Source organism: Alcaligenes sp. Lyrl_28 (genome assembly GCF_051948705.1).
Lineage (GTDB): Bacteria > Pseudomonadota > Gammaproteobacteria > Burkholderiales > Burkholderiaceae_B > Alcaligenes > Alcaligenes ammonioxydans.
In genome coordinates, this window is sequence record NZ_JAYJLG010000001.1 from 981,444 (window position 1) to 1,006,115 (window position 24,672).

Here is a 24,672-nt window from a genome sequence, read left to right on the forward strand (position 1 = left end):
AATATCGTTAATCCTGCTTGCTAGTCGTTGTGGCTATCCGCCAATGGGTCACGCCCTGACGCTGAGGCCCCAAGGCCTCTAATAACTCATTAAATCGTTGATCGTCGGCCTGTCTGGGTTGAGCGCGCCCTTCAAACAGGCCGCCCTCCGGCCCCCACTGACCTTGCCCGGCCAAAGTGAAGTCTCCTTGAAGTGTGCGCAGACCCAGTTGAACGCCCTGCCCCTTGCGGCTGACCAGCAACTGGTAATCGCCTAACTGAGCCTGTGCTGCCAAGGCAGAGCGCGCATTGCGCCAGTCCAGTTCCAGCAGCGGACCGGTCGTGGCTGCCAACGCCTGACTGGGCCAACGCAGCTGTAACTGACCTTGCGGTTGCACAGTCTGCAACAAGGGATGCAGACGCCCCAAAAGTGCTGCGGGCACCGTCAGGCTTTGGCCGGATATTCGCCAGCCCTGCAGGCTGGCTTGCAGTCGCACAGGCTGATCCAGCCAATCATGGTTCAATTCCATTTGCGGCCAAGGGGTCAAGCGCCAACGCCAGCTCACCGGCCCAGGAACCGTACGGGCCAGCAGTCCCGAGCCCACGACCAGCAAGCCTTGTCCCGAAGCCAGGCTGCCATGCGCGGTTTCAAGCCGCAAAGGCAAGCGCTCCGGCTGCCAGATCAGCATCAGACGGGCTGGCAAAAAAGGCACCGCGACCAACAACAGTCCCATCGTCAGCAAGGCCAACACGAAAATCTTGGTGAGTTTTTTCATGAGGGCTCTCCGGTGCGCAGCACAATACGCCCATCCAGCAGCCCTGCACGCTCCCGGCTATCCACCACCGAGCGACTGAGACTGAGCTCCTGGACAGCAAAGCCCAAAACACGGGGAGTCTGCAGCAGCCAGTCCATCAAGGCCGAAGCCGCTACGGCCTGACAGATCAAGACACGCTGCCCGGCCGGCGACTCCTCTGTCTGACACTGAGCGCCCAACGTTTGCAAACTGCGCTGCAAGGCCTTGTCCTGCCCCTGCGCATCGACCGACGTCACCAGTGCTTTATCCAGAATCTGAATCTGCGCCAAGACTGTTTGCAACTGCGCCATCTCGTACTGCAGGCGCGGCAATTCCTGTTTGGCCAGGGCCAGATCACGAACGGCGGGGCGCACCAGCAGCAGCCACAAGAACATCAAGGCCAGCAAAGCACCCAATACAGACAAGGCCAGTTGATCCCGGCGGCTCAAGGCCTGCCAATGCTGTCTGGCAATGGCGAGCTTGCCTTGCACGGTCAGCAGGGCAGGCTGGAGGGCAGTGAATTTGCTCATTGCTGCGCCTCCTGCTGGCTGGATTGCCCCTCTTTGCGTAAACCTATTTCCCACTGGCGGGCCGAATCCCCCTGCTTCCAGGTCAGTTCGGACTCGGCAGGCAAGGGCTGTGCCGGCAAGTCACTGGCCAGCGTCAGACGCAACTGCTGATCGTCGAAATGCAGTGCGCGCACCTGCCCCTGCAAGTCTGGCCACTGTATGGCGCTGCTCATCAACAAACGATCAAACGGTGCGGAGGCAGGACTTTTCTCCGCCAGCAAGGCATCACGATGCTGGCTGGCCTGCGTCAAGGGCGCGACGATGACAGGCAAATGCGGCAAGGCTTGTCGAACCGCCTGCTCCATCTGGGTCTGCAGCTGTTTCGTCTGGGACCGCAAGGCCTGTGCCTGCTGCTGCAAAACCAATGTCCAGCTCAGCACGGCGGCCAGCGTCCACCAAAGGCTGTGGCGCACGACGCGACTTGTGCCGCTGGCGGCCATCTCGGGCATCAGCAAGGAACAGGCTGGCACCGTCACGCTCGGCCCCTTGCCCTGTCGATCCTGTGCGTGAGCCTCGGACCAGGGATAAACCGCGTTCAAGGGCAGACCTGCCTGGCGGGCCTGCGCCCCCAACGCCAGCAAAGGCTGCCGCTCTGTCCAGGCCAACTGACTCATCCCGGAAGGATCGGGGGCCGAACACGCCACCCACACCTGTTCAATCGGACTCAGACACAGGGGTTCAACGGCGCTGCAGGCCACAGCCTGCCGCCGCGACGCACTGACCGCGGGAAGGCGCAGCTCGGTCACCGTTGCCATCCCTGCCGGCAAAACCAGCTCCAAGGAGCGGGCCTGGGTCTTGAGCTCGTCAAGTTCTCCTCGCCCGCGACGCAAGACTTTGGCGCGTTTGTCCCGCAGCACAAAGTCCACCGGCTGATCCAGCCTGGGCGGCACGTCCAGATAAATACGCAGCACTTTACTCATCACTTCAACGAATCCAGACAATCCGGCTGCGATCGGCGGCCCTGTGGATCAGGGCCTGAGTCGCCACCCGGCTATGGTCAAGTCGCAACTCACCACTTAATAAAAACCATTCACTGCGCACTGTCAGTGTTTGCCCCTTGAGCCCTTCTTGCGCCTGCAGGCGCGCCTGCACATCTGCCTGATCCCGGAACCATTGCCCCCGGTCACGCTGCTCCAGCAGTCCTCGCCACTCCACCAGACTGACCGAGGGCTGCACGGCGGCGAGCACCTGAGCGCTGGCCGTATTCACATTCAGAGACTTGGCCTGCGGCAAATAGCTCAGATAAGGCTCCAACTGCTTGGCCAGTACGGGTGCATCCGGGAAGAAATCCTGCAAATGAGTGGGCCAGGGTGCCTGCCCCGCCTGTGCCCGCTCCAGGCGCTGAGCCAGCTCAAGCGCAAGAGAAGGCGTTTGCTGAATACTGCGCAGCAACTGCTCAAGCGCCTGCACATACATGGCCTGTACACGCCCCTCCCGCAATAACAGGGCCAGATTGAACTTGCCCTGCTCATCCTGGATGTAACCGGAGAAATAGGCAGCCCGGGTCTTGTCCGGCGTCTCTACCTTGAGCTCACTGAGGGCCTGGGCCCACAGACCACCCTTGTGAGTGACCGCCGTGCGCTGCGAATCCAGGCGCAGTACCAGCACCGCCCAATCCAGCGCACCACGAAGCAACCAGTTGGCCTGAAGATAGTCACGCTCACTGGCCAACTGGCTTGCCAGCCCGCTTTGACGCTGCACAATGCCCATGGTGGCAATGGACACCGCCATCACCAGCACCAACGCATTGATCACGGCCATGCCTTGTTGTCTGGCGCGTGTCATAGCAGCATCACCACCTTGCGATAGGGATGCTCCTGACCTTCGAGCTGCACGGTCAGCTCGATTCCTGTGGCCGCTGCTCCCGCCTGCTCGGGCCAGGGCCAACTTTGCCAGCCGCGCGCCGGAATCCAGATACGTAAATTCCATGCGCTGACCTGCTCCAGAACATCTTGCAAAGGTCCCAGTTCGGGCAAGGGGTAAGCCGTTCCGGCCAGACTCATCGCTCGTTGCAAAACCCCATGCTGCAAACGCCATTGAATATGCTGGGTGCCCGCCCCTGCGTCGGCGCGACGCTCAATCGTCAGGATGGCCGGCCCCTCGCCCTGAGCCTGCCAGCGGATACTGGCCGGCAGGACCGCCGTCGCTGCGCCCGGGTCTTGGGCAGACAGCACGGGGGGTAGATGCAGTTCCAGATCGCGCCCCATTTGGGACAGGACATTGAACAGGGCCTGGGTCTGACGCGCCTGACGACTGAGTTGCTCATCGGCGTGCAAGACTGCGTCCAGACCACGCCAGGACATCAGGCTGATCAAGGCCATGATGGTCAAGGCCACCAACATTTCCACCAGCGTAAATCCCTCCTGAGCCGGCTCTGTCATGGCAAGGACGCCAGGGTCGCATGCAGTTCAGTCAGCACGGGGCCATTGGGCAAGAAAGTCTGAATCGTCACCTGACGAAAGAAACGATTGGCCGTGGGTTGCACCGTCTGTCTGCACTGCAGATCCAAGCCCCCTTGGCGACACGACACCACCGTTTCACCGGGCTCGGGAAACAGACGACGCAATCGCATCTCGGCCATCACGCTGTCGGCGGCCAGCAAGGCCAGGCTGCGCTCATGCATGGCCTGGCTGCCCGAAGCACTCAATCCCAGCGCCCGCAGCCCGGCAGTCAGCGCCACCGACACAATGGCCAACGCAATCAATACTTCTATCAAACTCATGCCGCGCTCAGTCATGACTGCACATCAAAAAGGCCCGTGGGATCGCTGCGCAAATGCAGGACCTCATGACCATCATCCAGCTCCAACTGACGCGGCGCAGACAACCACTCATTGACGAAAACCCACGGTCCTGCCGGATCCAGGCGCACACGCAGCGCCTCCAGCGACCAGGAGCGCGCAGGAAACAATTGTGCAAAGCGGGCCTGGTCGCGCAACCATCCCGGCGTTGGGCTGGAACCATCGGTGGCATCCGGAATCAGGCTGAAGCGATAACCCTGCTGATCCGCACTCCAGATCACACTTCGGCCGCTTTCACGTACATAGCGCTGTACATCGGCCAGGCGCAGAGCCAGCTGGCGGGCTTCCCGCTGTATTCCCTGATCACGATCCAGTACCAGCACACTCAAGCCGGCGCTGCTGACGATGCCCACGATCAGCAAGACCACCAAAGTCTCGATCAAGGAAAAGCCCCGTTGTGTCACGTCAGTCCCAGTTGCCTATGTCCGCGTCACTGCCGGACCCGCCGGCCTGCCCGTCCGCCCCCAAGGAGAACACATCGATCTCGCCATTAACGCCGGGTTGCAGATACTGATAGGGATTGCCCCAAGGGTCATTGGGCAAACGGTCCATATACGAGCGCCAGTTACGAGGCTCTGGCGGCTGCGAGGGCCGCTGATGCAAGGCGGCCAGACCTTGGGCCGTGCTGGGGTAGCGACCGTTATCCAGGCGATACAGCTTGAGCGCCTGGGTCAGGGCGGCAATGTCCTGACGGGCCGCCACTGCGCGCGCCTGATCGGGGCGATCCATGAGGCTGGGAACTACCAAGGCCGCCATAATGCCCATGATGACCACGACCACCATGACCTCAATCAGAGAAAAACCTTGTTGAACGCGCGAGCTGGCCGGTCTGGCCAGGGTACGCGCCGGCGTACGAAATAAAATAGGACGAGACATGAAAGAAGTAAGTCACCCAAAAAGACAAGCTCCTGTCATACGGGCTTCATGCAGCACACGCACAATAAGAGCTCTTAAGACAGCCAAACAGGCCGTCTGCCAAAGCACTATGCGATGCAGTCTAAATGGGTATTATTTCCGCCATATTTCCGTCACATCTTTGGCTGCGTTTGTGTCAGGCCGGCGTTGTGCTGGCCTTGATCACGCTGCTGATCAACCTGTTCCTACCTTCGCAGGACACGATTGCTCCCGTGCTGGACGAAGACCACAGTGAGCAGATCAGCACCCGGCAAATCGCGCAATGGTTTGGCGGCAGCACGGCCCTGCCGGAGTTGCGCTTGCACGGCATGATTGTGAGCGGCACGGGCGGCGCCGCCCTGCTCAGTATCAATCAGCAGTCTGTACGGGCGTATCGCCCTGGTCAGGAGCTGGCTCACGGCGTGTTGCTGGACTCGATACAGCGCGAGCACATCGTGATCACAGTCGATTCCGTCCCTCAGCACATCGCCACCGAGCGCAAAGGTCCTGTTGCCATTCCCGGTATCCGGCAAGGGGCTCAGCCCTGACATAAACAGTTAGCAGTATGATCTGAGGCTGTCGTCCTTCTTTGCCCTGGTGGCTAATGCCCGCTTTACTTCGTCACTGGTTTGACAGCCTGCGCCCCAAGTCCCTGGCCATTGCACGCCCGGAAATGTTGCGTGCCACCTTTGGTGCCACGCTCAGCGTGCTGATTGTTTCCTCCCTGAGCCTGTACCTGTCGGATTTTGCGCATACACATCATTGGCTGGTGGCCTCTCTGGCAGCCAGTGCCTTGCTGATTTTCCTGGTTCCGACCAGCCCCCTGGCTCAGCCCTGGAATGTGTTGCTGGGCAATCTGGTGGGCGCGCTGACGGGCATTAGCTGCGCGATTTTTCTTCCTCATCCGATTGCTGCTATTACGATGGCCGTGTGCCTGAGCATGCCGGTCATGCTGGCCTTGCGCTGCGTCCACCCGCCCAGCCTGGCGATGGCCGTCTTTCCGGCCCTCAATGGCATTCAGAACTATGACTTCGTGCTGTTTCCGGTGATGTTTGACTCCAGCCTGCTGATTATGCTTGGCATGCTGTACAACCGCCTGACAGGCGTGGCTTACCCGCCAGTCCATAAACCCGCCACGCGCGCGGTCACGACACCATCACGCTTTACCGACCAGGATTATGATGCAGCGCTTAGCCATTACAAGCAGACGCTGAATATCAGTCACGATGATCTGGAAAAACTGGTCAGCTATGTGCATCAGTCGGCATTCCGGCGCAATCTGGGCACCCGTCGCTGCGCGAGCCTGATGAACGATGCCCCGCTGGCCTGCCAGGCCGACACGCCCTTGCAACAGGCCTGGGACCTGATGCGCGAGCGCAGGATCAAGGCCTTGCCGGTGCTGGACCAGAACAAGCAGGTGATCGGCATTCTGGCCCTGTCGGACTTTTTACAGCGTGCCGGGCTGGATCAGCCCGATAATCTGCGCCAGCGACTCCGGCGCTTCCTGAGCCCCCGACAGCGTTCGGCACCTACCGTGGCCGATATCATGACCAGTCCCGCCGTCACTGCCAATGCCAACTGGTCGGTGGCCGAACTGATCCCCCTGTTCAGCCAGGGACGGCATCGCCACATGCCGGTGGTCAACGATCACCAAGAGCTGGTGGGCATGATTACTCAGTCGGATCTGATGCTGGAGCTCTTTCGCATTCTGCAGCCAGCCCGCAACATCCAGGGCCAATAGCTAGAACACCCCAAAAAAAATCCCCCTGTTTGCCATCGCCAAACAGGAGGGACAGGTCAGCGCCAGTCGTGTGAGCACTGGCACGGAACCGCTTTACTGTGCCTGCAAGACACCCCGACGCAGCTGGTCGCGCTCAATCGATTCAAACAAGGCCTTGAAGTTGCCTTCACCAAAGCCGTCATCACCCTTGCGCTGGATGAACTCGAAAAACACCGGGCCCATCAAGGTTTCAGAAAAAATCTGCAGCAAGAGACGGCGGTTGCCCCCTTCCGATGTGCCATCGAGCAAGATGCCGCGGCGTTGCAACTCGGCAGTAGGCTCGCCATGTCCGGGCAAGCGGCCCTCCAGCATCTCGTAATAGGTTTGTGGTGGCGCAGTCATAAAACGCATGCCCATCGCCTTGAGCTTGTCCCAAGTGGCAATCAGATCGTCTGTCAGAAAGGCAACGTGCTGAATCCCTTCCCCGTTAAATTGCATCAGGAACTCTTCGATCTGGCCCGACCCCTTGGCGGACTCCTCATTCAAAGGAATACGAATTTTGCCATCGGGAGCCGTCATCGCCTTGGAGGTCAGACCGGTGTACTCCCCCTTGATATCGAAGTAGCGAATCTCGCGGAAATTGAACAGATGCTCGTAGAACTGGGCCCAGTAGGCCATGCGACCGCGGTAGACATTATGGGTCAGGTGATCGATCTCTTTAAGACCTGCACCCACAGGATGACGGTCCACCCCTTCCAGATAAACAAAGTCGATATCGTAAATGGAGTTACCTTCGCCAAAGCGGTCGATCAGGTACAGGGGAGCGCCGCCGATGCCCTTGATGGCGGGCAAACGCAACTCCATGGGGCCGGTCGGAATGTCCACAGGCTGGGCGCCCAGTTCCAGTGCGCGCTCGTACGCTTTTTGCGCATCGCGCACCCGAAACGCCATGCCGCAAGCCGATGGGCCATGCTCGGCTGCAAAATAAGCCGCCTGACTCTTGGGTTCTTCGTTCAGGATCAGATTGATTTCCCCCTGGCGATACAGAGAGACTTTCTTGGAACGGTGCACGGCCACTTTGGTAAATCCCATCATCGCAAAGACGGGTTCCATCAGACCAGGCTGGGGAGAGGCAAATTCGATGAACTCAAAGCCCATCAGGCCCATAGGATTGTCAAACAAGTCAGTCATGGCAGACTCCAGTTGTAATCAGGTAATCAAAGATGGCGTGAAACGCCTTGCAACTTGGACTCAGACCGTGCAGGGGGGCGCGCAGGATACCCCGCGCACACTGCGTGCCAAGTGATCACCAAACAACAATTGAAATCCCAGAACTCTCACAGGCTCTGCTCCAGTGGGCGGGAACCCGAAATGCGCTCCCGATGCCGATTCCCATTATGAGGGGGGCCGTCGCTCAACCGCCATAGAGCATTACCCTAGCGGTCTAAACCACCCAGCCTCTGACACGAAACAAGCGGGCAGAAAAAAGCCTCCACAATGGAGGCTTCCCAAACTGTTACCGGCGTCGGCCAAGACTGGCCAAATCAGGCCTGGTTCAGAATGGTTCAGGCTGGGTCAGCAGCACGCAGATCACGGGGTTGGATCAGCGATTCGGCACGCAATACCTCGTTCAGGGTTTCAGCGTCCATCAGGCCACGCTTGAGAACCACATCACGAATGTTGGTACCGGTCTGGAAGGCTTCGGCGGCAACCGAGGTAGCCGCTTTGTAACCGATGAACGGATTCAAGGCAGTCACCAGCGAAATGGAACGCTCGATATTGCTCTCCAGGCATTCACGGTTGGCCGTGATCCCCACCACGCAGAACTGAGTCAACGTGTCGCATGCATTGCTCAACAAAGCCATGCTACGCAACAGGGAGTGAATAATCACGGGCTCAAACGCGTTCAACTGCAGTTGACCTGCTTCGGCGGCCATGGTCACGGTCATGTCAGCACCGATCACTTCAAAGGCAACCTGGTTGACCACTTCTGGAATCACCGGATTGACCTTGCCAGGCATGATGGACGAGCCAGCTTGCACGGCAGGCAGACAAATTTCACCCATACCGGCACGAGGACCGCTCGAGAGCAGACGCAAGTCATTGGACAGCTTGGACAGTTTGACGGCAGCGCGCTTCAACACGCCCGACAGGTGCAGGAAACCACCGCAATCCTGCGTTGCTTCGATCAGGTCCGCCGATACGCGCAACGGCACACCGGACAGCTCAGACAAGGCAGCCACCGCCAGCTCGGCGTAATCAGGGTGGGCCGTAATGCCCGTGCCAATGGCGGTACCGCCCAGATTCACGTCACACATCAGTTTGCGCGATTCCTTCAGGCGCACGATGTCTTCGTTAATCATGGTGGCAAACGCGTTGAACTCCTGACCCAGGGTCATGGGCACTGCATCTTGCAGCTGGGTGCGACCAATCTTCATGTACGAGGAGAATTCCTCGGACTTTTTCAGGAACGCATCACGCAAACGCTCCATGGAGGCAAACAAGGGGTCCAGCGAACGGTAGGCCGCCAGATGCAGCGCCGTCGGGTAAACGTCGTTGGTGCTTTGGGCCATGTTCACATCTTCATTGGGGTGAAGATACTGGTATTCGCCCCGCTTGTGACCCATATGCTCCAAGGCCAGATTACAAATAACCTCGTTGGCATTCATATTGGTCGAAGTACCGGCGCCACCTTGAATCATGTCTACCACGAAATGCTCGTGACATTTACCCGTTTGAACGGCTTGACATGCCGCCACGATGGCATCGTGCTTGTCCTGCTCCAACAAACCCAGTTTGAAATTGGCCTGCGCAGCGGCCTGCTTGACCAGCGCCAGAGCATTAATCAGTTCCGGGTAAGTTGAAATAGGCGTACCGGTAATGTGGAAATTCTCCTTGGCACGCAAGGTATGAACACCATAATAGACTTCATCGGGGACTTGTCGGTCTCCCAGCAAATCATGTTCGATACGGAACTGACTCATAATTCCTTCGTTTCCTTAATAACGATAGCAAGACTTTTCTGACACGCCTCATACTCGATCCCGGACTACAAACGGAACAAAGCCCTGCCATTTCTTGCGAACTTGGCAGGGGCTCGGGGACATGCTGGCAAATACCGCCAATAAGCTTTGGATAATGCTTGCATCCAAATCTGGAAAGCAAAGGCCCGTAAAAAACGGGCCTCTATTGCAATCCGCCACGCGGGGTGAATGATCCAACCGCCTTTTTTGAAGGCATCGTCGAGCTCGGGAAGCGCTGGGAACATTGTAAACGCCGAGCGCACGCGTGTACGCCGTTTTACGGTTTTTCTTGGATTGAGCTGCCTTATCGGACGAACCCACGGTTGAAAACACGCTTAATTTAGCCGTGTATGTCTGGCATAGCTCGCTCATCCTGCCTGCAACCTGCTAAGGGTTCCGACGTGATGAACGTTGCGCGCTTGCATCATTTTGGGGCCTAAATGTCATAAAACTCCCAGGCACAGAAGGCATCAGATCGTCGTGACAGACCGATAGGAAGTTCACACACCTTGCAGTTTGAGAAAAAAAGGAAGGCGAAAGAGTATACCCAGGCTTTAACGCTATTCCATAAAAGTATGGCTGCCTATACTGAAAAAAACTGGTCTTATTTTACTAAATGAAAATTCCTGATCAATAAAAGATGTTTAAATCAGACAAAATGGAATTAAAAAATAAGATCAATTTCCACATTAAAAGAAGCGGCTCAGTAATAAAAGAAAGCAAACCCGTTTTTATTGGGTTTTGTTGATTCTTTCTAAATAACTACTGCTCTTTGCCGCGCCCTCCTTAACGGCACAGCACTATGAAATTACTCGATCTGAAATATCAAACCATCCTGAGCGAATCACAGCGCCGGGCTCATCCTAAAACCGAGGATATCGAACTGTGTTTGCGCGTTCTGTCGCTGGCCTCCAGCATTAATCGCGCCTCCAGCACTGTTTTGAACGAGTTCGGCCTATCCGAAGGACGTCTGGTCCTGTTGTTTTTGCTTAGCCGCCAGCCGTCGGGGCTGAGCCCGGCTCTGTTGGCAGAGCAGGCCGGTGTCACCCGGGCCACCATTACCGGGCTGCTTGACGGACTGGAACAGCAGCAGTTGCTGGTGCGACAAAACAATACCTCAGACCGCCGTGTGCTCACTGTTAAACTCACCGAAGCCGGACACGAATTGTGCGAACACCTGTTGCCCTATTACATCGACTGGCTCTCGGATGCCCTCAGTCATGTGCCACAGGATATGCGCCAACGCTTGTCCAGTTTGTTATCCAAAGCCTTGCAAGGCAATGAAACGCCGGAAGTCAAAGTTGAAAAGACTCACTCGCACCCCCTGCCCGGTACCCTGCAACGCAGTTATATGGCTTAAGACACCAGACCGTCTTGCCCTTGGGGCGACTGTGCTGTCGCCCCTCTCCCATCAAGGGTGGCGCCAGTATGGCTGCCACCCTTTGTTTTCCCCCCTGCCAGGCTAACTCTATGGATACCGCCGTTATTGAAGCCATGAAAAAATGGCCCAATGTCCCCGCTGTCAGCGGCTATCTTTCCCTGGATCAATCCGGCCACTGGCGTCATCATCGGGCCGGTGATGCCAACCGGTATCCCGAGCAGCCCGGTGAGCGCATCACTCATCCAGGGCTGCTGGCTTTTTTCAATCGCAACTACCAGAGCGATGAGCAAGGCCGCTGGTTTATTCAGAATGGCCCTCAACGAGTCTACGTTCGGCTGGACGCTGCCCCCCTGATCGTGTCTCTGGCCCAGGACCTGCTTCATTTACAAGACCATACGGGCAGACAAGTCGACACCATCCAGGCCTGGTATCTCAGTGCCCAGGGCACACTCTATCTGCGCACGCCTGCCGGTCCCGCCTTGCTGTCAGGCCGTGATATTGCCGCCTTGCTGGACCAACTGCGCTCAGCCGATCAGGGACTGGACAGCCTGGATCTGGGGCAGCCCTGCCACTACGAAGGCTGGACATTGCCCGCCTATCCCGATGCCTGTCCGTTGACGGTGTGGTCTTCCTGCGTGTCACCGGCCCGGGAATTGGCGTATATTGTTTTGCCAGAGCCCGATCCAACTTGAACCGCCCTCACAGAATCTGCATGACCCAGCCATCCGCCTCTTTTTATTTTCCCGCCCCTCGTACACAAAACTTTTGCACTCAATGTGGCAGCAAGCTGACACGCATGGTGCCGCCAGACGATAACCGCATGCGCGACGTCTGCGAAAACTGTGGGGCCGTTCACTATCAGAACCCTCGCAATGTGGTCGGTATCGTTCCTATGTGGAAAGACGATCAGGTCTTGCTGTGCCGTCGAGCCATCGAGCCACGCTACAACACATGGACGCTGCCGGCCGGCTTTATGGAGCTGGGCGAGACCCTGGTGCAGGGCGCCTTGCGTGAAATGGGCGAAGAAGCGGGCGCACTGGTCGAACCCGGCCCGCTTTTTACCGTCATCAGCGTGCCCTATGCAGAACAGGTGCATGTGTACTATCTGGCCAAAGTCACTAGCGATGTGCTGGACCCCGGCCCGGAATCCCTGGAAGCGCGCTTTTTTCACCTGGACGAAATTCCGTGGGACCAGTTGGCTTTCCGTACGGTCAGCGCCACGCTGGAACGCTACGTTCAGGACCACAAAGCCGGCCGCTTCCAAATCCACGAGTTTGATATCGCCCCCCGCGACCACGAGTAATCATGGCGCTGACATGGGTCACTGCAGAACAAGCCCTGCCTAACCCGGAACATGCCAGCCCTGACGGGCTGGTGGCTGCGGGCCTGGATTTGAGCGTCCCGCGTTTGCTGCAGGCCTATGGTCAAGGCATGTTCCCCTGGTACAGCCCGGGCGACCCGGTACTGTGGTGGTCTCCGGACCCGCGCATGGTGCTGGAGGTCGACAAGTTCAAGGTTTCCCGGTCCCTGGGCAAGAAATTGCGCCAGATTCATCGACAGCAGGATCTGGCCCAAGCTCGTATCCGCGTCACCTGCGATTTGGCCTTTGAGCAAGTAATTGGCCAATGTGCAGCCCTGCGCAGCATCACCGGAACCTGGATCAGCCCGGACATTCAAAAGGTCTATACCGAGCTGCACCACGAAGGCTATGCACACAGCATAGAAACCTGGGTGGACGGCAAGCTCGTTGGCGGTTTGTACGGTGTCAGTCTGGGGCGCTTCTTTTTTGGCGAATCCATGTTTGCCTTGCAAACCGATGCCAGCAAGATCGCCCTGGCTCATCTGGTGGAGTTTCTGAGGTTTGCCGGCGTGCCGTACATAGACTGCCAACAGGAAACCTCCCACCTGGCCAGTTTGGGCGCGGCCCCCATTCCCCGCAAGGCCTTCCTGCAAAAGCTGGCTTGGGCCACAAGCCAACCCGGCCCCGCCTGGCCACGCGGGCTCCTGCCACTAGGCCTGCCCCCAACTTGCTAGGTGGGCGCGAGCATCCCATAATGGCTCTATCACGCTTGGCAGAGTCGCATGAATTATCCCAAAGCACCCAGTCCCCAAACGCTGCAATTCTATTCCACGGCCAGTTATCGTTGCAGCTACCTACCTGAACAACAGGCACGCTCTCTGGTTGCCGCTCCCGCCCATCTGATCAACGATGCGGTTTACTCCAGGCTGGTCCAGCAAGGGTTTCGGCGCAGCGGCACCTTTACCTACCGCCCTTATTGCGACCAATGCCGCGCCTGTCTGCCCTTGCGCTGCGATACCCAGAACTTCAAACCGGACCGCACCCAGCGCCGCGCTAAAAAACGCCACAGTACGCTGATCGTGCAGGATCTGCCTTTGCATTGGAACGCAGAACACTACGCGCTGTACCGCCGTTACCAGGCCAGTCGTCACCCCGGCGCGGGCATGGATGACGATGACCAGTCACAATATGCCCAGTTTTTGCTGGCCAGCCACGTCACCTCGCGCCTGCTGGAGTTTCGCGAGCCTGACGGCACCTTGAAAATTGTGGCAGTGATTGACGTGCTGCAAGACGGACTGTCTGCCGTCTACACCTTTTTCGATCCCGATGACACCGGCAGTCTGGGCACCTATGCCGTACTGTGGCAACTGGACTATTGTCGTCAGCAATCGCTGCCCTGGCTCTATTTAGGCTACTGGATCGAAGAAAGCCGTAAAATGGCCTATAAAACCCGCTTTCGCCCCTACCAGCTCCTGATGAAAGGTCGTTGGGAATGGCTGGCTTAATGTCCTCTTTTATCGATCCCCATGTCTGCCCTATTCAGCCTTTATCCCTTGGCTCGTCGGGTGCTGTTCAGTCTGGATGCTGAACGCGCGCACGAACTGACCCTGAAATCTCTGCATTGCGCCCACCAAACCCCGCTTTTGGGAAATTTGCTCAAAGACCTGCCCAGCAAACCCCTGGAGTTAATGGGTTTGACGTTGCGCAATCCCGTGGGACTGGCCGCTGGCCTGGATAAGAACGGCGCCCATATCGATGCTTTGGGAGCACTGGGTTTCGGTTTTGTGGAAGTGGGTACGGTGACCCCGAAGCCGCAGCCCGGCAATCCCAAACCCCGTCTTTTTCGCTTGCCTGAGGCCCATAGCCTCATCAACCGGTTCGGCTTTAACAACCACGGGCTGGATACGTTTATCGACAATGTGCGTAAAAGTCAGTTTCGCTCCCAAGGAGGCATTCTCGGACTGAATATTGGCAAGAATGCCACCACCCCTATTGAGCAGGCTGACCAGGACTATCTGACCTGCCTGCGCGCGGTCTATCCGCACGCAGACTATGTCACTGTCAATATTTCCTCGCCCAACACCCAGAACCTGCGCGCGCTACAGGCACAGGACGAATTGGCTCGCCTCTTGGGCGCCCTGCAAACCTTGCGCGGTGAACTGGCCCAACAGTACCAGCGCTACGTGCCAATTGTGGTGAAAATCGCTCCTGATCTGGATCAGTCGCAAATCGACGCTATTGCCGAGACGGTTCCTTCGCAAGGCCTGGACGGCATCATCGCCACCAATACCACCCTGTCACGCGATGCAGTTAAAGGCTTGCAGCATAGTCAGGAACAAGGTGGCTTGTCCGGCCCTCCAGTCCATGAATTATCCTTGAACGTCATTCGTCGTCTGCGCGAACAGCTAGGCCCCGACTTCCCGATTATTGGTGTGGGCGGGATTGAGTCTGGTCGTCAGGCGCAGGAAAAAATTCAGGCGGGTGCACAAGCCGTGCAGCTTTATACCGGCTTGATTTACAAAGGCCCTGCGCTGATTTCCGAGTGTATTCGCGCGCTGTAACACACCTGTTGCCCGCTTGACGCGGGCAGTAGCATCCTCTTTAGCAACAAGCGCACAGATTGCCCAGCATGCAATAAAAAAGCCAGCTCAATGAGCTGGCTTTTTCTTTGGCACCTGATCAAATCAGGCAAGCAAAGATTTACTTCTTGCTGGTAGCTGCGGTAGCAGCAGCGGCAGCAGCCTCAACCGTTTTGTTGCCAGCTTCCGTCACTTGAACAGCCGCTTTCAGGCTGGCATTGGTCGCTGCCTGAATGTTGCTTTCAGCAGCATCAGCCGCCTGGCGGGCCGCTTTCACCACGGTTTCAGCGGCATTGGTCGCTGTGGCAAACGAAGACTTCAACAACGCAACAGCGCTTTCGGTGCCAGTAGGAGCATTCTTGGCCAGTTGATCGATCGCATCAGCGGCGTGCTGTTGACCTTGCGCCAACTGGGCTTCCGCAATGCGCGACAGATTCAATTGCAGGTCGGAGAAGATGTCGTAAACGCTTTTGCCGTATTCCAGAGCCTGAGCCGCGCTGGGTTTGGCCACGTTCTGCGACAAAGCCACCACGTCTTGCACATCTTTAGCGTTGATAGCCTGCTGGGATTGACCAGCCGCTTGCTCCAGCGAGCTGCGCAGCAGATTCAGGTTCAAACCAACCAGCTTCTCAAAGCCCTGCAACAACTGACCTTGAGCGGCGAACAGGTTGTTCAACGTCGCTTGTTGAGCTTGCAGTACATTTTGGGGAATAGCACTCATGATGTTTTCCTTGGAGATACGTGGCCTGGGTCAAGCCAGCGTGAAATTAGTGACTGTGTTACTAGACAGGGGTCTGAAGAAGGCCCGGCCCACTCGCAACTACGCAAGGCAAACCTTCTATGTTGCACCGCAACAATTCCACTTTAAGCGCTATCCAAAACAAAGTCAACGGGATTTGCTGCAATGCAACAAATGCCGTTGACTATGTACTCAACGCAGGCAAAACCGCCTGAAAACAAGGGTCTAGCGCTGTTTGTCGTAACCCAGGGTTTCAGAGATTTTGGCAGCGGTATTGAGTAAAACCGGTATCCAGTCGTCATGCAGACGTTCAGCCGGAGCAGACAAGGAAAGGCCCGCCAACAGCTTGCCCGTGTCGTCATACACCCCCGCCGCGATGCAGCGCACACCCATCTCCAGCTCCTCGTTATCACGGGCATAACCCAGACGACGAACCTGGGCCAGCTCACGTTCCAACAGATCAAGCTGGGTAATGCTGTTCCGAGTCGCGCCAGCCAGCCCGGTGCGCATCACGTAAGCCCGCACCTGTCGGGGCTCCCAGGAGGCCAAAAAGAGCTTGCCAGTCGAGGTCAAATGCAAAGGCGCGTGCCCACCAATGGCGCGCACCACCTGCATGCCCGAACTCTCGCTCCAGGATCGCTCCACATACACAATTTCATCCCCTTGCTGCAAGGAGAGATTCACCGTTTGCCCAGTGTACTTGTGCAGTTCACGCATCGGTCCCAAAGAGGCGGCGCGTACGTTCAGACGCCCCTTGACCAGAGAACCCAATTCCAGCAGACGCATGCCCAGACGGTACAAACCGCTGTCCACGCGCTCGACATAACGACCGACGACCAGATCATTGAGAATGCGGTGCGTCGTAGAGGTATGCAGGCCAGTTGCCGCCGCCAGATTCTTCAAGGCCACTGGCTCGGACTGCTTGGCCAGTTCGTCCAGGAGAATCATGGCGCGTTCCAGAACCTGGATCGACATCTGACCCCCGTTGCTTGACGACGCGCTAGAAGGCGTAAAGGAATTTGTTGTCATTATTGGCAGAATTATGATGCAACGCAACAAATTCCATAATATGAAATGCGCGCGTGCTTGGCAAGCGCTATTTTAGCGCAGGGCTCAAGCTCCCACCCAAGTCAAGCACCTGTTGCCGCAGGTAGGCCAGGGCCTCGGCGGATGGTTCCGCCTCCCCCTTGACGCCCAGCTCAATGTGCGGCTGTCCGCCTGCCTCCCCCACACTGGGCAGGCTGAAGGCTTTGACTCCTGGCCAATGAAGCTCGACATGTTCCATAGCCGGTGTAATCCGCGACTCTGGCAAATTGAATGCCAGGAAGGAATGCTCCACCCGATGAGCTTGATGATGCAGGTCGCGGTACCGGGTATCCAGCGTCCACTCCATCATGGGCCAGGCCATCACGGGAAAGCCGGGCATGAACGTGTGATTGCGAATAAAAAATCCAGGGATCTTGTTATAGGTGTTGGGAACAATTTCAGCACCTTCAGGAAACACCCCCATTTGCAGGCGCTGCTGGTTTTCCGGCAAAGACATATCAGCACTGCCCAAGCCATTGCGTTCATTTTCAGCACAACGCTCCGCAATCAGGGCCGCAGCCTCTGGGTGCAGCGTCAACTCCACGCCCAACGCCTTGGCAGCAGCCTGTCGAGTCTGGTCATCGGGCGTGGCACCAATCCCGCCACAGCAAAACACGATATCCGGTGTTGCAAAACTACGTTCCAAGGTTGCGGCAATGGTGTCCAGATCATCGGGAATGATCTGTGCGCCCCCCAGTTGCAATCCTCTGGCTCCCAGCAGTTCAATCAGTTTTGAAAAATGTTTATCGTAGCGACGTCCCGACAGGATTTCGTCACCGATGATAATCAAACGAATAATGGCTTGATCGTTAGTTGTCATGGTCAATAAGTGGATGAGTGATCGCAACTGCTTCTTGCTGACGCAGGCGACGTAGGTTTTCCAAAGAGAAATGCGCAAATACCAGCGCCGAGAACACGGGTAAAACCAGCCAGGCCGGCGGAATCAGGTTCAACAAGGCAAAAATCAGACCAATCAGCCAATATTGACTGCTCAGACGGGACCAAAGATATTTGCGTTCCTGCACATTGGCATGTTCCACCAGCGCGTCCACCCGCAATATCCGTGTGAGTGCAAAAACCCACCACAACACCGGCAAAATCAGCGCAAAAGGAGGAAAAATCCATAAAGGCAAGGTCAGGAGCCACCCCACTACAAACAGGGTCCCCACCCACACCGCGTTCCAAACACTGTAGACCGTGGCATTGTGTCCCTGTTTGATGACATCGGGATAATCTTTCTGCTGCAAATGCCCCAGAACCAGGGGCATGACCAGCACTGCCGCAAGGACCAGCCCCAGCACCCCTGCCAGGGGCAGCAAAATCCCAATCGCCAGCAACGGTACCAGATACACTTTCAGTGAAAACAAGCCGAGGCCCACCAGCCACTGATCGACGGACTCAAAGGCATTCCAGCCGCCGAGCAGCTCCAGCAACCAGGTCTGGATAGGAGTCCATAACAGCCAGCTCAGTAAAATCAGCCCCACGAACATGATCAGAAAGGGCATAAGCAGGGCCATCAGCATGCGTGGCTGAAATTGCGACACCAACGATCGCTTGAAGGCGGTGGAAATGCTGGCCCATCCGCCAGCAGGGCCCGAGCGCGAGGGGGCGGACGATGAAAAGGACATATGGCTCCTGCTAAGCAAATTCAATTACCCGAGTATCATAGACACAGTCACTTCTTTTTGTCTGTATGAAATTATGGCCTTGTTCAACGCCCAACATGATCTGCCCGCCCTGGCGGCCCACCTGCACGCCCAACCCGATGCCCTGTTGATTGCCTGTTTCTGTGCCCAATGGTGTAAGACCTGTCAACAGTATCAGCCCGCCTTTGAAGCCTTGGCTGCGCAGTTTCCACAGGCCTGTCTGGTCTGGATCGATATCGAAGAGCAACCCGATCTGTTGGGCGATGAAGATATCGAGGACTTCCCCACCATACAGATCCAAAATAAAAATGGGACCGTTTTTTACGGTCCCATGTTGCCTCATATTGAGCATCTGGAGCGTCTGGTGCAAAGCATTTCAGAACGCAGCCCGGTCCTGAATGCCGGGCCTGGAGATTTGCGCGCCTTAGTAGCGGCCGCCGCCTAGCAAAACCCCCACCGAACGCTTGCGCGTGGTGTTGGAGGGCGTTGTCACCGCAGGCTTGGGGGCCGCCGCGCTGGAAGGCTCGTAGGGTTTCAGGAAAAAATCGTCTATGGGTGGCGTGTTCGACTGGTACGAACGACGTTCGCCACGCTCGTGACGGCTGGAACCCGAACGAGACGAGGACGGCGCCGAGGGCAAATCCAGCCTCAGGCGGGGAACCGGGTTCCCGATGAGTTTTTCAATTTCTTGCAGCAAATGCTCTTCGTCCGGCGCCATCAAGGCAATGGCCTCCCCGGACGCCCCCGCACGACCGGTACGGCCAATACGGTGCACATAATCTTCGGCGTTGTATGGCAGATCCACGTTGATCACGCAAGGCATGCCAGCCACATCCAGACCTCGTGCCGCCACATCGGTGGCTACCAGCACGTCCACAGTCCCGCTCTTGAACGCATCGAGTACTTTCATGCGTTCCAGCTGACTCTTGTTGCCGTGAATGGACTCGGCCTTGATACCTTCACGCTCCAGATAGCGGGCCAATTGCCCAGCGCCAATCTTGGTATTGGAGAAAACAATCGTCTGAGTCAGCTTCTTGGTTTTGACCAGATGCACCACGGCACGACGCTTGTCCTCAGCCGACATGGGGTACACCACCTGTGTGACCGTAGAGGCGGTTGCATTGCGTGCGGCCACTTCAATTTCGACAGGATCGTTCAGGAAAGTGCGTGCCAGCTTGCGGATTTCCTTGCTGAAAGTGGCCGAAAACAGCAGGCCCTGACGATTTTTGGGCAGCAAGGAAACAATACGGTCCAGATCAGGCAAAAAGCCCATATCCAGCATGCGGTCTGCCTCGTCCAGCACCAGAATGCTGACCTGGCTTAAATTGATGGTGCGCTGATCAATGTGATCGAGCAAACGGCCCGGGGTGGCAATAACAATTTCCACACCCCGCCGCAGCGCTTCTTTTTGCGGTCCGATATCCACGCCGCCAAACACCACCGTCGAGCGCAGCGGAACCGACTTGCTGTAGAGCGCAATGCTCTCAGCCACCTGATCGGCCAGCTCGCGAGTGGGCGTCAATACCAAGGCCCGCACCGGGTGACGGGCAGGCGACGCGCTGGTCGTGGCATGTGCCATCAGACGATTCAGGATAGGCAAGGAAAAAGCGGCCGTCTTACCTGTACCCGTCTGGGCTGCCCCCATGACATCACGGCCGGCCAGCACCACGGGAATGGCCTCAGCCTGAATAGGCGTAGGCTTGGAATACCCCGCTCCGGTAACGGCGCTTAATATTCCTGGGTGCAGACCGAAATCAGCAAACGTAAGGTCATTGGAGGTCGAAGGAGTTTTATCTGTCATGTACGCAAAAAGTCGGCTTGCCACGAGTGGCAAGCATTTGTAACAATCCTATTTTAACTTATGCCCGCCTGCCTCAACAGCAGTGACGAACAGGTAAGTACTCGCGTCAGGATTTTAGGGCATCAAGGCACGTATCAGCCAGAACGCCACCATCCCGGCCACGATTACCCAAACAGCGTTACGGGTACGGATAAATACCAGCACAGCTACCAGGCTGGCCAGAGCTTTAATATCCAATCGGGGGGTGTCGCCGTAAGCCCAAGGCAAAAGTTCCGGGATGATGATTGCTGCCAGAGCAGCCACCGGAGCAAAGCGCAAGGCGCGCCGCATACGTTCGGTCAGGGGCAGCAGATCACCAAACATAAAATAGCCTGAGCGGGTGAGCAAGCTGCACAACACCAACAGGGCGATTGCACCCAAAACGTACCAATCATACTGCCAATCGCTCATCACCGTGCATCCCTATGCCGTTGCAGTTGTTCTGCCGCCACGCCCGCCAGCACGCCACCCAGCACCGCAGCGACCAGTCCTAAACGCAAGGGCAGCACCTGTCCGACCCACGCAATCACGCTGGCGGTTATCAGACAGGCCCACATGGCGCGGTTGTTGACCAGCGGAATCAACAGCGCCAGCAAAGCCAGAATGGCCGCAAACTCCAGCGACCAGGAAGGCGGCACATAGGCACTGAGCACAATGCCAGACAAGGAGGCAATCTGCCAACTTAGCCAGCCAGGCAAAATAATGCCCAGGTAATACCAGAGATGCTCACGCGAGCCGCGCTCTTTGGCATCTCCATACTTGGACATGAACAACACAAACACCATATCGCTGGTGATATAGCCCAGGCCCAGGCGTTTTTTCCAGCTCAGATGACGAAAAAAGGGCTGCAGGGCCGCGCCAAAAATAATGAAGCGAATATTGACGATGAAACCGGCGGTAAAAATCAGCCACAAGGGCGCGTGAGACTCAATCAGGGGCAAGGCAGTGAGCTGGGCCGAGCCGGCATACACAAACAGCGTCATCAAGGTGGCTTCAACACCACTTAACCCCGACTTGACCATGGCCACGCCCGTTACAAACCCCCACACCACCGTGGCAATCAGGGCAGGAATAAAGTCGATAAAACCGGCGCGCATATGCACACGATCCTGTGCACGGGGCAACAAGGCCGATAATCTTGTGATGGCTGACACGCCGTCTCCTGAGATGTGCTGCCCGCAAGCGCTGAACAGCGGTGACAGCTTTACTTATGATTGGCCTTATTCTAGAAGCAAAACTCGGGCACGAACATCTTGCGCAGTCGATAAGGTCAAGAAAAAACAGGCCGTGTCTTGCTACAATCGCAACTCTAGGCACGTAATGTTCGGCACCGCCGCTACGTGTACGGTATGTTTACCCTTGTCATTGTTTATCAGGAACCCTATGAGCGCCGCTATCGAACCTAAAAAAGCAGATCACGAACTGATTATGGTCGGAGCCGACGATCTGCCCGTGCACTGCCCCCGTCCTGGCAGCCCACTGTGGAACATGCACCCTCGCGTGTATATCGATATCAGCAAAACCGGTGAGGCCGCCTGCCCTTACTGTGGTGCCCGCTACCGCCTGAAAGAAGGCGAGAAAGTTCACGGTCATTAATTTCTGAAACTGGCTTCGTTGGACCCTACTGCTTCCCCCTCTGGCAATGCGATGGAACCGGGCTTGGCGCCCGGAGTAGACGCGCAACCCTGGCGTCACGCCGATCCGGTCGCCCGCCTGGATTCCAGCGCCTGTCCCCTGCCGGCCTGGCTGCCTGGCGGACACCTGCAAACCATCCATGGGGCTTTTTTCGCCCGCCATCACCACATCGCCTTTGTTCGTCAAAGAATCGACACACCGGATGGTGACTTCCTGGATCTGGACTGGACCGGGCCCGGTCTGTTTGCCGACAAATTGGCTAGCGGCGCCACAGCTCAACCTGACGCCCACTTGTCGCGCACTGCCGCCCGACGCTGGATGCAAGACCAGGACTGGAACAGCTTGCCGGCGACGGCCGACACGCATGCCCTGGTCCTGTTTCACGGACTGGAAGGCAGCAGTCGCAGCCATTACATTCAGGCGATTGCGCAATATTTCCGCGCTCGCGGCTGGATTGTCGTGGTGGCCCATTTCCGGGGTTGCTCCGGCTTTCCCAATCGCATGGCACGCGCCTACTATTCGGGTGACTCAGAAGAGGTCAGCTTTATTCTGAATACGGTGCGCACGCATCTACCCCATGTGCGCTGGCATGCGGCCGGCACCTCACTGGGTGGCAATGCCATGCTCAAATACCTGGGCGAAGCGGGCGACGAGGTTTCCTGGCTGCAGGCCTGTGCGTCCATTTCGGTTCCGCTGGATCTGGTCGCCTGCGGTCGCTATCTGTCCGAGTCCCGCATGGGGCGCTGGTTCTACTCGCCCTATTTCCTCAAAAGCATGCGCAGCAAACTGCAGGACAAAGCCCATCGATTCCCCGGCATGGTCGATACCGCACGTCTGAATCAAGCGCGTACCTTGCGGGACTTTGACGATATTTATACGGCGCCGATGCATGGTTTCAGCCACGCCCTGGATTATTGGACACGCGCCTCCAGCAAACCCTTGCTGCGCCACATCAAAGTGCCCACACTGGTCCTGAATGCCCTGAACGACCCATTCGTGCCACAAGTCAGCCTGCCCACCATTCAGGATTGCTCGGACGCCATCTTGCTGCACCAGCCCGCACAAGGCGGGCATGTGGGTTTCATCACAGGGAGTATTCCCGGCAATATGGGGTGGTTGCCCGCACGCCTGGCCCGCTTCTTTGAAACCAATAGCTGATACCGACTGAGCTCACCGGCAAGCGGCGCATTGCTCAAGAGCGGAACCGCTCCAGCAAGACGCGCTCGCTTTCCACCCGTTCGCGTAATTGACGAATCTGGGTATCCAGCTCGGACTGCTGATAAAAATCCTGCGTCAAATTACGCGCCTGCTGCAGTTGTTCCACCGCGGTAGGCAAGGCCCCGACCAGTTGATAATACTCAGCCATGGCGCGCCGGGCTTTTACGCCATCCCCGAGGCGATCGTAAGTCTGGGCCAGCAACTGGTGCAGTTGCGGCTCATCGGGCCATTGCTTGATGCGCTCCAGCAAAAATGCCTGGGCCTGATCATTTTGACCCAACTGCTGCAGAACCTGTACATAGGCCAACGCCACTCCTTGGCTCTTGGGCCAACGCTGCCATGCCTGCTTGGCCAGATTCAGCGCGCCTTGTATGTCCCGATCGGCAATCGCAATGCGAATATCCAGGGTATCCAACTCGGGAGCCTGATACTTGCCCTGCGCTCGGGCCTGTGCCAAATGCGCACGCGCCTGCTCATAATCCTGACGTCCTTGCGCAATATAGGCCAGACCGTACTGGGCTGCCGAACGCTCCACCTCGCTTTGTGACTGATTCGTACTTTGCAGCGCCTGCTCCAATGCTCTCAGGGACTGCCCTCCTCCAGCCTGCAGCACCATCAGCTTGGCCCGGATATACCAGAATGAGGGCGTGTCCTGATACTGTTTGGCCGGCAAGCCCCGCACGCGGTTGCTGATATCCGACTCGCGTTGCTGAGACATGGGGTGCGTACTGGCGTATTCATTGGCAGTGGCCCGCTCGTTCAGGCGCGAGGCGGCAGCCAGGCGCTGAAACATCTGCACCATGCCTTGGGGCTCGTAGCCGGCCTTGAGCAGCATTTCAAAACCCAGCCGGTCGGCCTCCTGCTCAGCCTGACGCGAAAAACCCAGCTGACGATCCACCGCCGCCGCCTGACCAAACGCGGCTGCCCCCATCGCCAGATCGCCACTACCGGCCAAGGCGCCCAGCAAGGCGCCGGCCAGAGCGGCAATCAGCAAATGGTTGCTCTGTGCGCTTTGCGTAATGCCACGCGCCACGTGTCGCTGCGCTACGTGGGCGATTTCGTGAGCCAGCACCGAGGCCAGCTCGGACTCGGACTTCGACGCCGTAAACAACCCGCTATGAATGCCGATGTATCCCCCCGGCAATGCGAAAGCATTAATACTGCTATCGCGCAGGGCAAACACCGTGACGGGTTGTGTCATGGCGGGGCCATACTGGGCCAGCTTGCGACCCATGTCAGTCAGATACTGGTTGATGTCCGGGTCCGACACGTATTCAGGCGAACGCCTGCCCTGCTCCATGATGGCATTGCCCAAGGTACGCTCCAAAGCCGGCGACAGCTCGGCCCCCGAAGCCGCTCCCATGGAGGGAATCCCCACAGGCTGAGCCTGTACCGGCAGCGCCGGACTGAAAGCCAGCGACAGGGTCAGACACAAAGACAAGGTGGAACGAGCAGGTCTAAACGACATGG

At 57.5% G+C, this 24,672-nt stretch carries 29 protein-coding genes; 11 read left to right on the forward strand and 18 right to left on the reverse strand.

Annotated elements, in window-relative coordinates:
• Nucleotides 1-7 precede the first annotated feature (7 nt).
• The 8 genes from gspN to gspG are packed head-to-tail and all read right to left on the reverse strand — an operon-like array spanning nt 8 to nt 5,017.
• Nucleotides 8-754, reverse strand: a complete 747-nt coding sequence (gene gspN, locus VF694_RS04370; protein ID WP_440163784.1) for a type II secretion system protein N — start codon at nt 752-754, stop codon at nt 8-10.
• On the reverse strand, nt 751-1,302 hold the full coding sequence (gene gspM, locus VF694_RS04375; protein ID WP_440163786.1) for a type II secretion system protein GspM: 552 nt from the start codon (nt 1,300-1,302) through the stop codon (nt 751-753). Before gspM ends, gspN begins: the two co-directional genes overlap by 4 nt.
• Nucleotides 1,299-2,261: a GspL/Epsl periplasmic domain-containing protein gene (locus VF694_RS04380; RefSeq protein ID WP_440163787.1), complete on the reverse strand. Its 963-nt coding sequence runs from the start codon at nt 2,259-2,261 to the stop codon at nt 1,299-1,301. Before VF694_RS04380 ends, gspM begins: the two co-directional genes overlap by 4 nt.
• Before the next feature lie 4 nt (nt 2,262-2,265).
• On the reverse strand, nt 2,266-3,126 hold the full coding sequence (gspK, locus tag VF694_RS04385) for a type II secretion system minor pseudopilin GspK (protein ID WP_003803151.1): 861 nt from the start codon (nt 3,124-3,126) through the stop codon (nt 2,266-2,268).
• Entirely contained in the window at nt 3,123-3,722 is a 600-nt protein-coding gene (locus VF694_RS04390) for a PulJ/GspJ family protein (RefSeq protein WP_440163788.1), read from the reverse strand. The genes gspK and VF694_RS04390 overlap by 4 nt, the downstream gene beginning before the upstream one ends.
• On the reverse strand, nt 3,719-4,078 hold the full coding sequence (gspI, locus tag VF694_RS04395; RefSeq protein ID WP_003803147.1) for a type II secretion system minor pseudopilin GspI: 360 nt from the start codon (nt 4,076-4,078) through the stop codon (nt 3,719-3,721). Before gspI ends, VF694_RS04390 begins: the two co-directional genes overlap by 4 nt.
• A complete protein-coding gene (locus VF694_RS04400; RefSeq protein ID WP_003803146.1) occupies nt 4,075-4,545 on the reverse strand; it encodes a type II secretion system protein in 471 nt (156 codons plus the stop codon). The genes gspI and VF694_RS04400 overlap by 4 nt, the downstream gene beginning before the upstream one ends.
• Nucleotide 4,546: 1 nt before the next feature.
• The gene (gspG, locus tag VF694_RS04405; RefSeq protein ID WP_219235051.1) at nt 4,547-5,017 is read right to left on the reverse strand and encodes a type II secretion system major pseudopilin GspG; all 471 of its coding nucleotides are present in this window, start codon (nt 5,015-5,017) and stop codon (nt 4,547-4,549) included.
• A gap of 125 nt (nt 5,018-5,142) precedes the next feature.
• On the opposite strand from gspG, the gene VF694_RS04410 reads away from it, so the two are divergent.
• A complete protein-coding gene (locus VF694_RS04410; RefSeq protein WP_440163791.1) occupies nt 5,143-5,583 on the forward strand; it encodes a hypothetical protein in 441 nt (146 codons plus the stop codon).
• A gap of 56 nt (nt 5,584-5,639) precedes the next feature.
• A complete protein-coding gene (locus VF694_RS04415) occupies nt 5,640-6,776 on the forward strand; it encodes an HPP family protein (RefSeq protein WP_440163793.1) in 1,137 nt (378 codons plus the stop codon).
• A 93-nt stretch (nt 6,777-6,869) separates the two neighbouring features.
• Here VF694_RS04415 and hppD read toward each other — a convergent pair whose 3' ends face one another.
• Both hppD and aspA read right to left on the reverse strand, forming a co-directional pair.
• Nucleotides 6,870-7,946, reverse strand: coding sequence for a 4-hydroxyphenylpyruvate dioxygenase (gene hppD, locus VF694_RS04420; protein WP_003803137.1), 1,077 nt, complete (start codon nt 7,944-7,946; stop codon nt 6,870-6,872).
• Nucleotides 7,947-8,320: 374 nt separating this feature from the next.
• Nucleotides 8,321-9,739 (reverse strand): aspartate ammonia-lyase, encoded by a 1,419-nt coding sequence (gene aspA, locus VF694_RS04425; RefSeq protein ID WP_003803135.1) that lies wholly within the window; start codon nt 9,737-9,739, stop codon nt 8,321-8,323.
• 841 nt (nt 9,740-10,580) lie between these two features.
• Between aspA and VF694_RS04430 the strand changes: the two genes are divergently transcribed.
• From VF694_RS04430 to VF694_RS04455, 6 genes are all read left to right on the forward strand, one after another.
• Entirely contained in the window at nt 10,581-11,138 is a 558-nt protein-coding gene (locus VF694_RS04430; RefSeq protein WP_003803134.1) for a MarR family winged helix-turn-helix transcriptional regulator, read from the forward strand.
• Nucleotides 11,139-11,248: 110 nt separating this feature from the next.
• Complete coding sequence (locus VF694_RS04435; RefSeq protein ID WP_003803132.1) at nt 11,249-11,851, forward strand: DUF2946 family protein; 603 nt, start codon at nt 11,249-11,251, stop codon at nt 11,849-11,851.
• Between the two features lie 20 nt (nt 11,852-11,871).
• Nucleotides 11,872-12,462 (forward strand): NUDIX hydrolase, encoded by a 591-nt coding sequence (locus VF694_RS04440; protein ID WP_440163795.1) that lies wholly within the window; start codon nt 11,872-11,874, stop codon nt 12,460-12,462.
• Between the two features lie 2 nt (nt 12,463-12,464).
• Nucleotides 12,465-13,193: a leucyl/phenylalanyl-tRNA--protein transferase gene (aat, locus tag VF694_RS04445; protein ID WP_440163796.1), complete on the forward strand. Its 729-nt coding sequence runs from the start codon at nt 12,465-12,467 to the stop codon at nt 13,191-13,193.
• A 48-nt stretch (nt 13,194-13,241) separates the two neighbouring features.
• A complete protein-coding gene (locus tag VF694_RS04450) occupies nt 13,242-13,964 on the forward strand; it encodes an arginyltransferase (RefSeq protein WP_003803127.1) in 723 nt (240 codons plus the stop codon).
• A gap of 21 nt (nt 13,965-13,985) precedes the next feature.
• Nucleotides 13,986-15,020: a quinone-dependent dihydroorotate dehydrogenase gene (locus VF694_RS04455; protein WP_059318579.1), complete on the forward strand. Its 1,035-nt coding sequence runs from the start codon at nt 13,986-13,988 to the stop codon at nt 15,018-15,020.
• A gap of 139 nt (nt 15,021-15,159) precedes the next feature.
• Here VF694_RS04455 and phaP read toward each other — a convergent pair whose 3' ends face one another.
• The 4 genes from phaP to VF694_RS04475 form a co-directional block, all read right to left on the reverse strand.
• Nucleotides 15,160-15,759, reverse strand: a complete 600-nt coding sequence (gene phaP / locus VF694_RS04460; RefSeq protein ID WP_440163798.1) for a TIGR01841 family phasin — start codon at nt 15,757-15,759, stop codon at nt 15,160-15,162.
• 243 nt (nt 15,760-16,002) lie between these two features.
• Nucleotides 16,003-16,752, reverse strand: coding sequence for an IclR family transcriptional regulator (locus tag VF694_RS04465; protein WP_003803119.1), 750 nt, complete (start codon nt 16,750-16,752; stop codon nt 16,003-16,005).
• A gap of 121 nt (nt 16,753-16,873) precedes the next feature.
• On the reverse strand, nt 16,874-17,683 hold the full coding sequence (locus VF694_RS04470) for a competence/damage-inducible protein A (RefSeq protein ID WP_059318578.1): 810 nt from the start codon (nt 17,681-17,683) through the stop codon (nt 16,874-16,876).
• Nucleotides 17,673-18,491, reverse strand: coding sequence for an EI24 domain-containing protein (locus VF694_RS04475; protein WP_440163799.1), 819 nt, complete (start codon nt 18,489-18,491; stop codon nt 17,673-17,675). Before VF694_RS04475 ends, VF694_RS04470 begins: the two co-directional genes overlap by 11 nt.
• Before the next feature lie 73 nt (nt 18,492-18,564).
• Here VF694_RS04475 and VF694_RS04480 point away from each other — a divergent pair, with 73 nt between their 5' ends.
• Nucleotides 18,565-18,954 carry a thioredoxin family protein gene (locus VF694_RS04480; RefSeq protein ID WP_003803113.1) on the forward strand — a complete coding sequence of 130 codons (390 nt, stop codon included), beginning with the start codon at nt 18,565-18,567 and terminating at the stop codon, nt 18,952-18,954.
• On the opposite strand, the gene VF694_RS04485 is transcribed toward VF694_RS04480, so the two are convergent.
• From VF694_RS04485 to VF694_RS04495, 3 genes are all read right to left on the reverse strand, one after another.
• A complete protein-coding gene (locus VF694_RS04485; RefSeq protein ID WP_440163800.1) occupies nt 18,934-20,310 on the reverse strand; it encodes a DEAD/DEAH box helicase in 1,377 nt (458 codons plus the stop codon). The two genes, VF694_RS04480 and VF694_RS04485, sit on opposite strands and share 21 nt — an antisense overlap.
• A 114-nt stretch (nt 20,311-20,424) precedes the next feature.
• Nucleotides 20,425-20,760, reverse strand: coding sequence for an AzlD domain-containing protein (locus VF694_RS04490; protein WP_003803109.1), 336 nt, complete (start codon nt 20,758-20,760; stop codon nt 20,425-20,427).
• Nucleotides 20,760-21,446 (reverse strand): AzlC family ABC transporter permease, encoded by a 687-nt coding sequence (locus VF694_RS04495; RefSeq protein ID WP_003803107.1) that lies wholly within the window; start codon nt 21,444-21,446, stop codon nt 20,760-20,762. The genes VF694_RS04490 and VF694_RS04495 overlap by 1 nt, the downstream gene beginning before the upstream one ends.
• Nucleotides 21,447-21,732: 286 nt before the next feature.
• Here VF694_RS04495 and VF694_RS04500 point away from each other — a divergent pair, with 286 nt between their 5' ends.
• Together VF694_RS04500 and VF694_RS04505 are read left to right on the forward strand one after the other, a co-directional pair.
• Nucleotides 21,733-21,945, forward strand: a complete 213-nt coding sequence (locus VF694_RS04500; protein WP_003803104.1) for a zinc-finger domain-containing protein — start codon at nt 21,733-21,735, stop codon at nt 21,943-21,945.
• Nucleotides 21,946-21,996: 51 nt separating this feature from the next.
• Nucleotides 21,997-23,142 (forward strand): YheT family hydrolase, encoded by a 1,146-nt coding sequence (locus tag VF694_RS04505; RefSeq protein WP_131071848.1) that lies wholly within the window; start codon nt 21,997-21,999, stop codon nt 23,140-23,142.
• A gap of 34 nt (nt 23,143-23,176) precedes the next feature.
• Here VF694_RS04505 and VF694_RS04510 read toward each other — a convergent pair whose 3' ends face one another.
• Nucleotides 23,177-24,670, reverse strand: coding sequence for a M48 family metalloprotease (locus VF694_RS04510; RefSeq protein WP_440163802.1), 1,494 nt, complete (start codon nt 24,668-24,670; stop codon nt 23,177-23,179).
• Nucleotides 24,671-24,672: the final 2 nt, after the last annotated feature.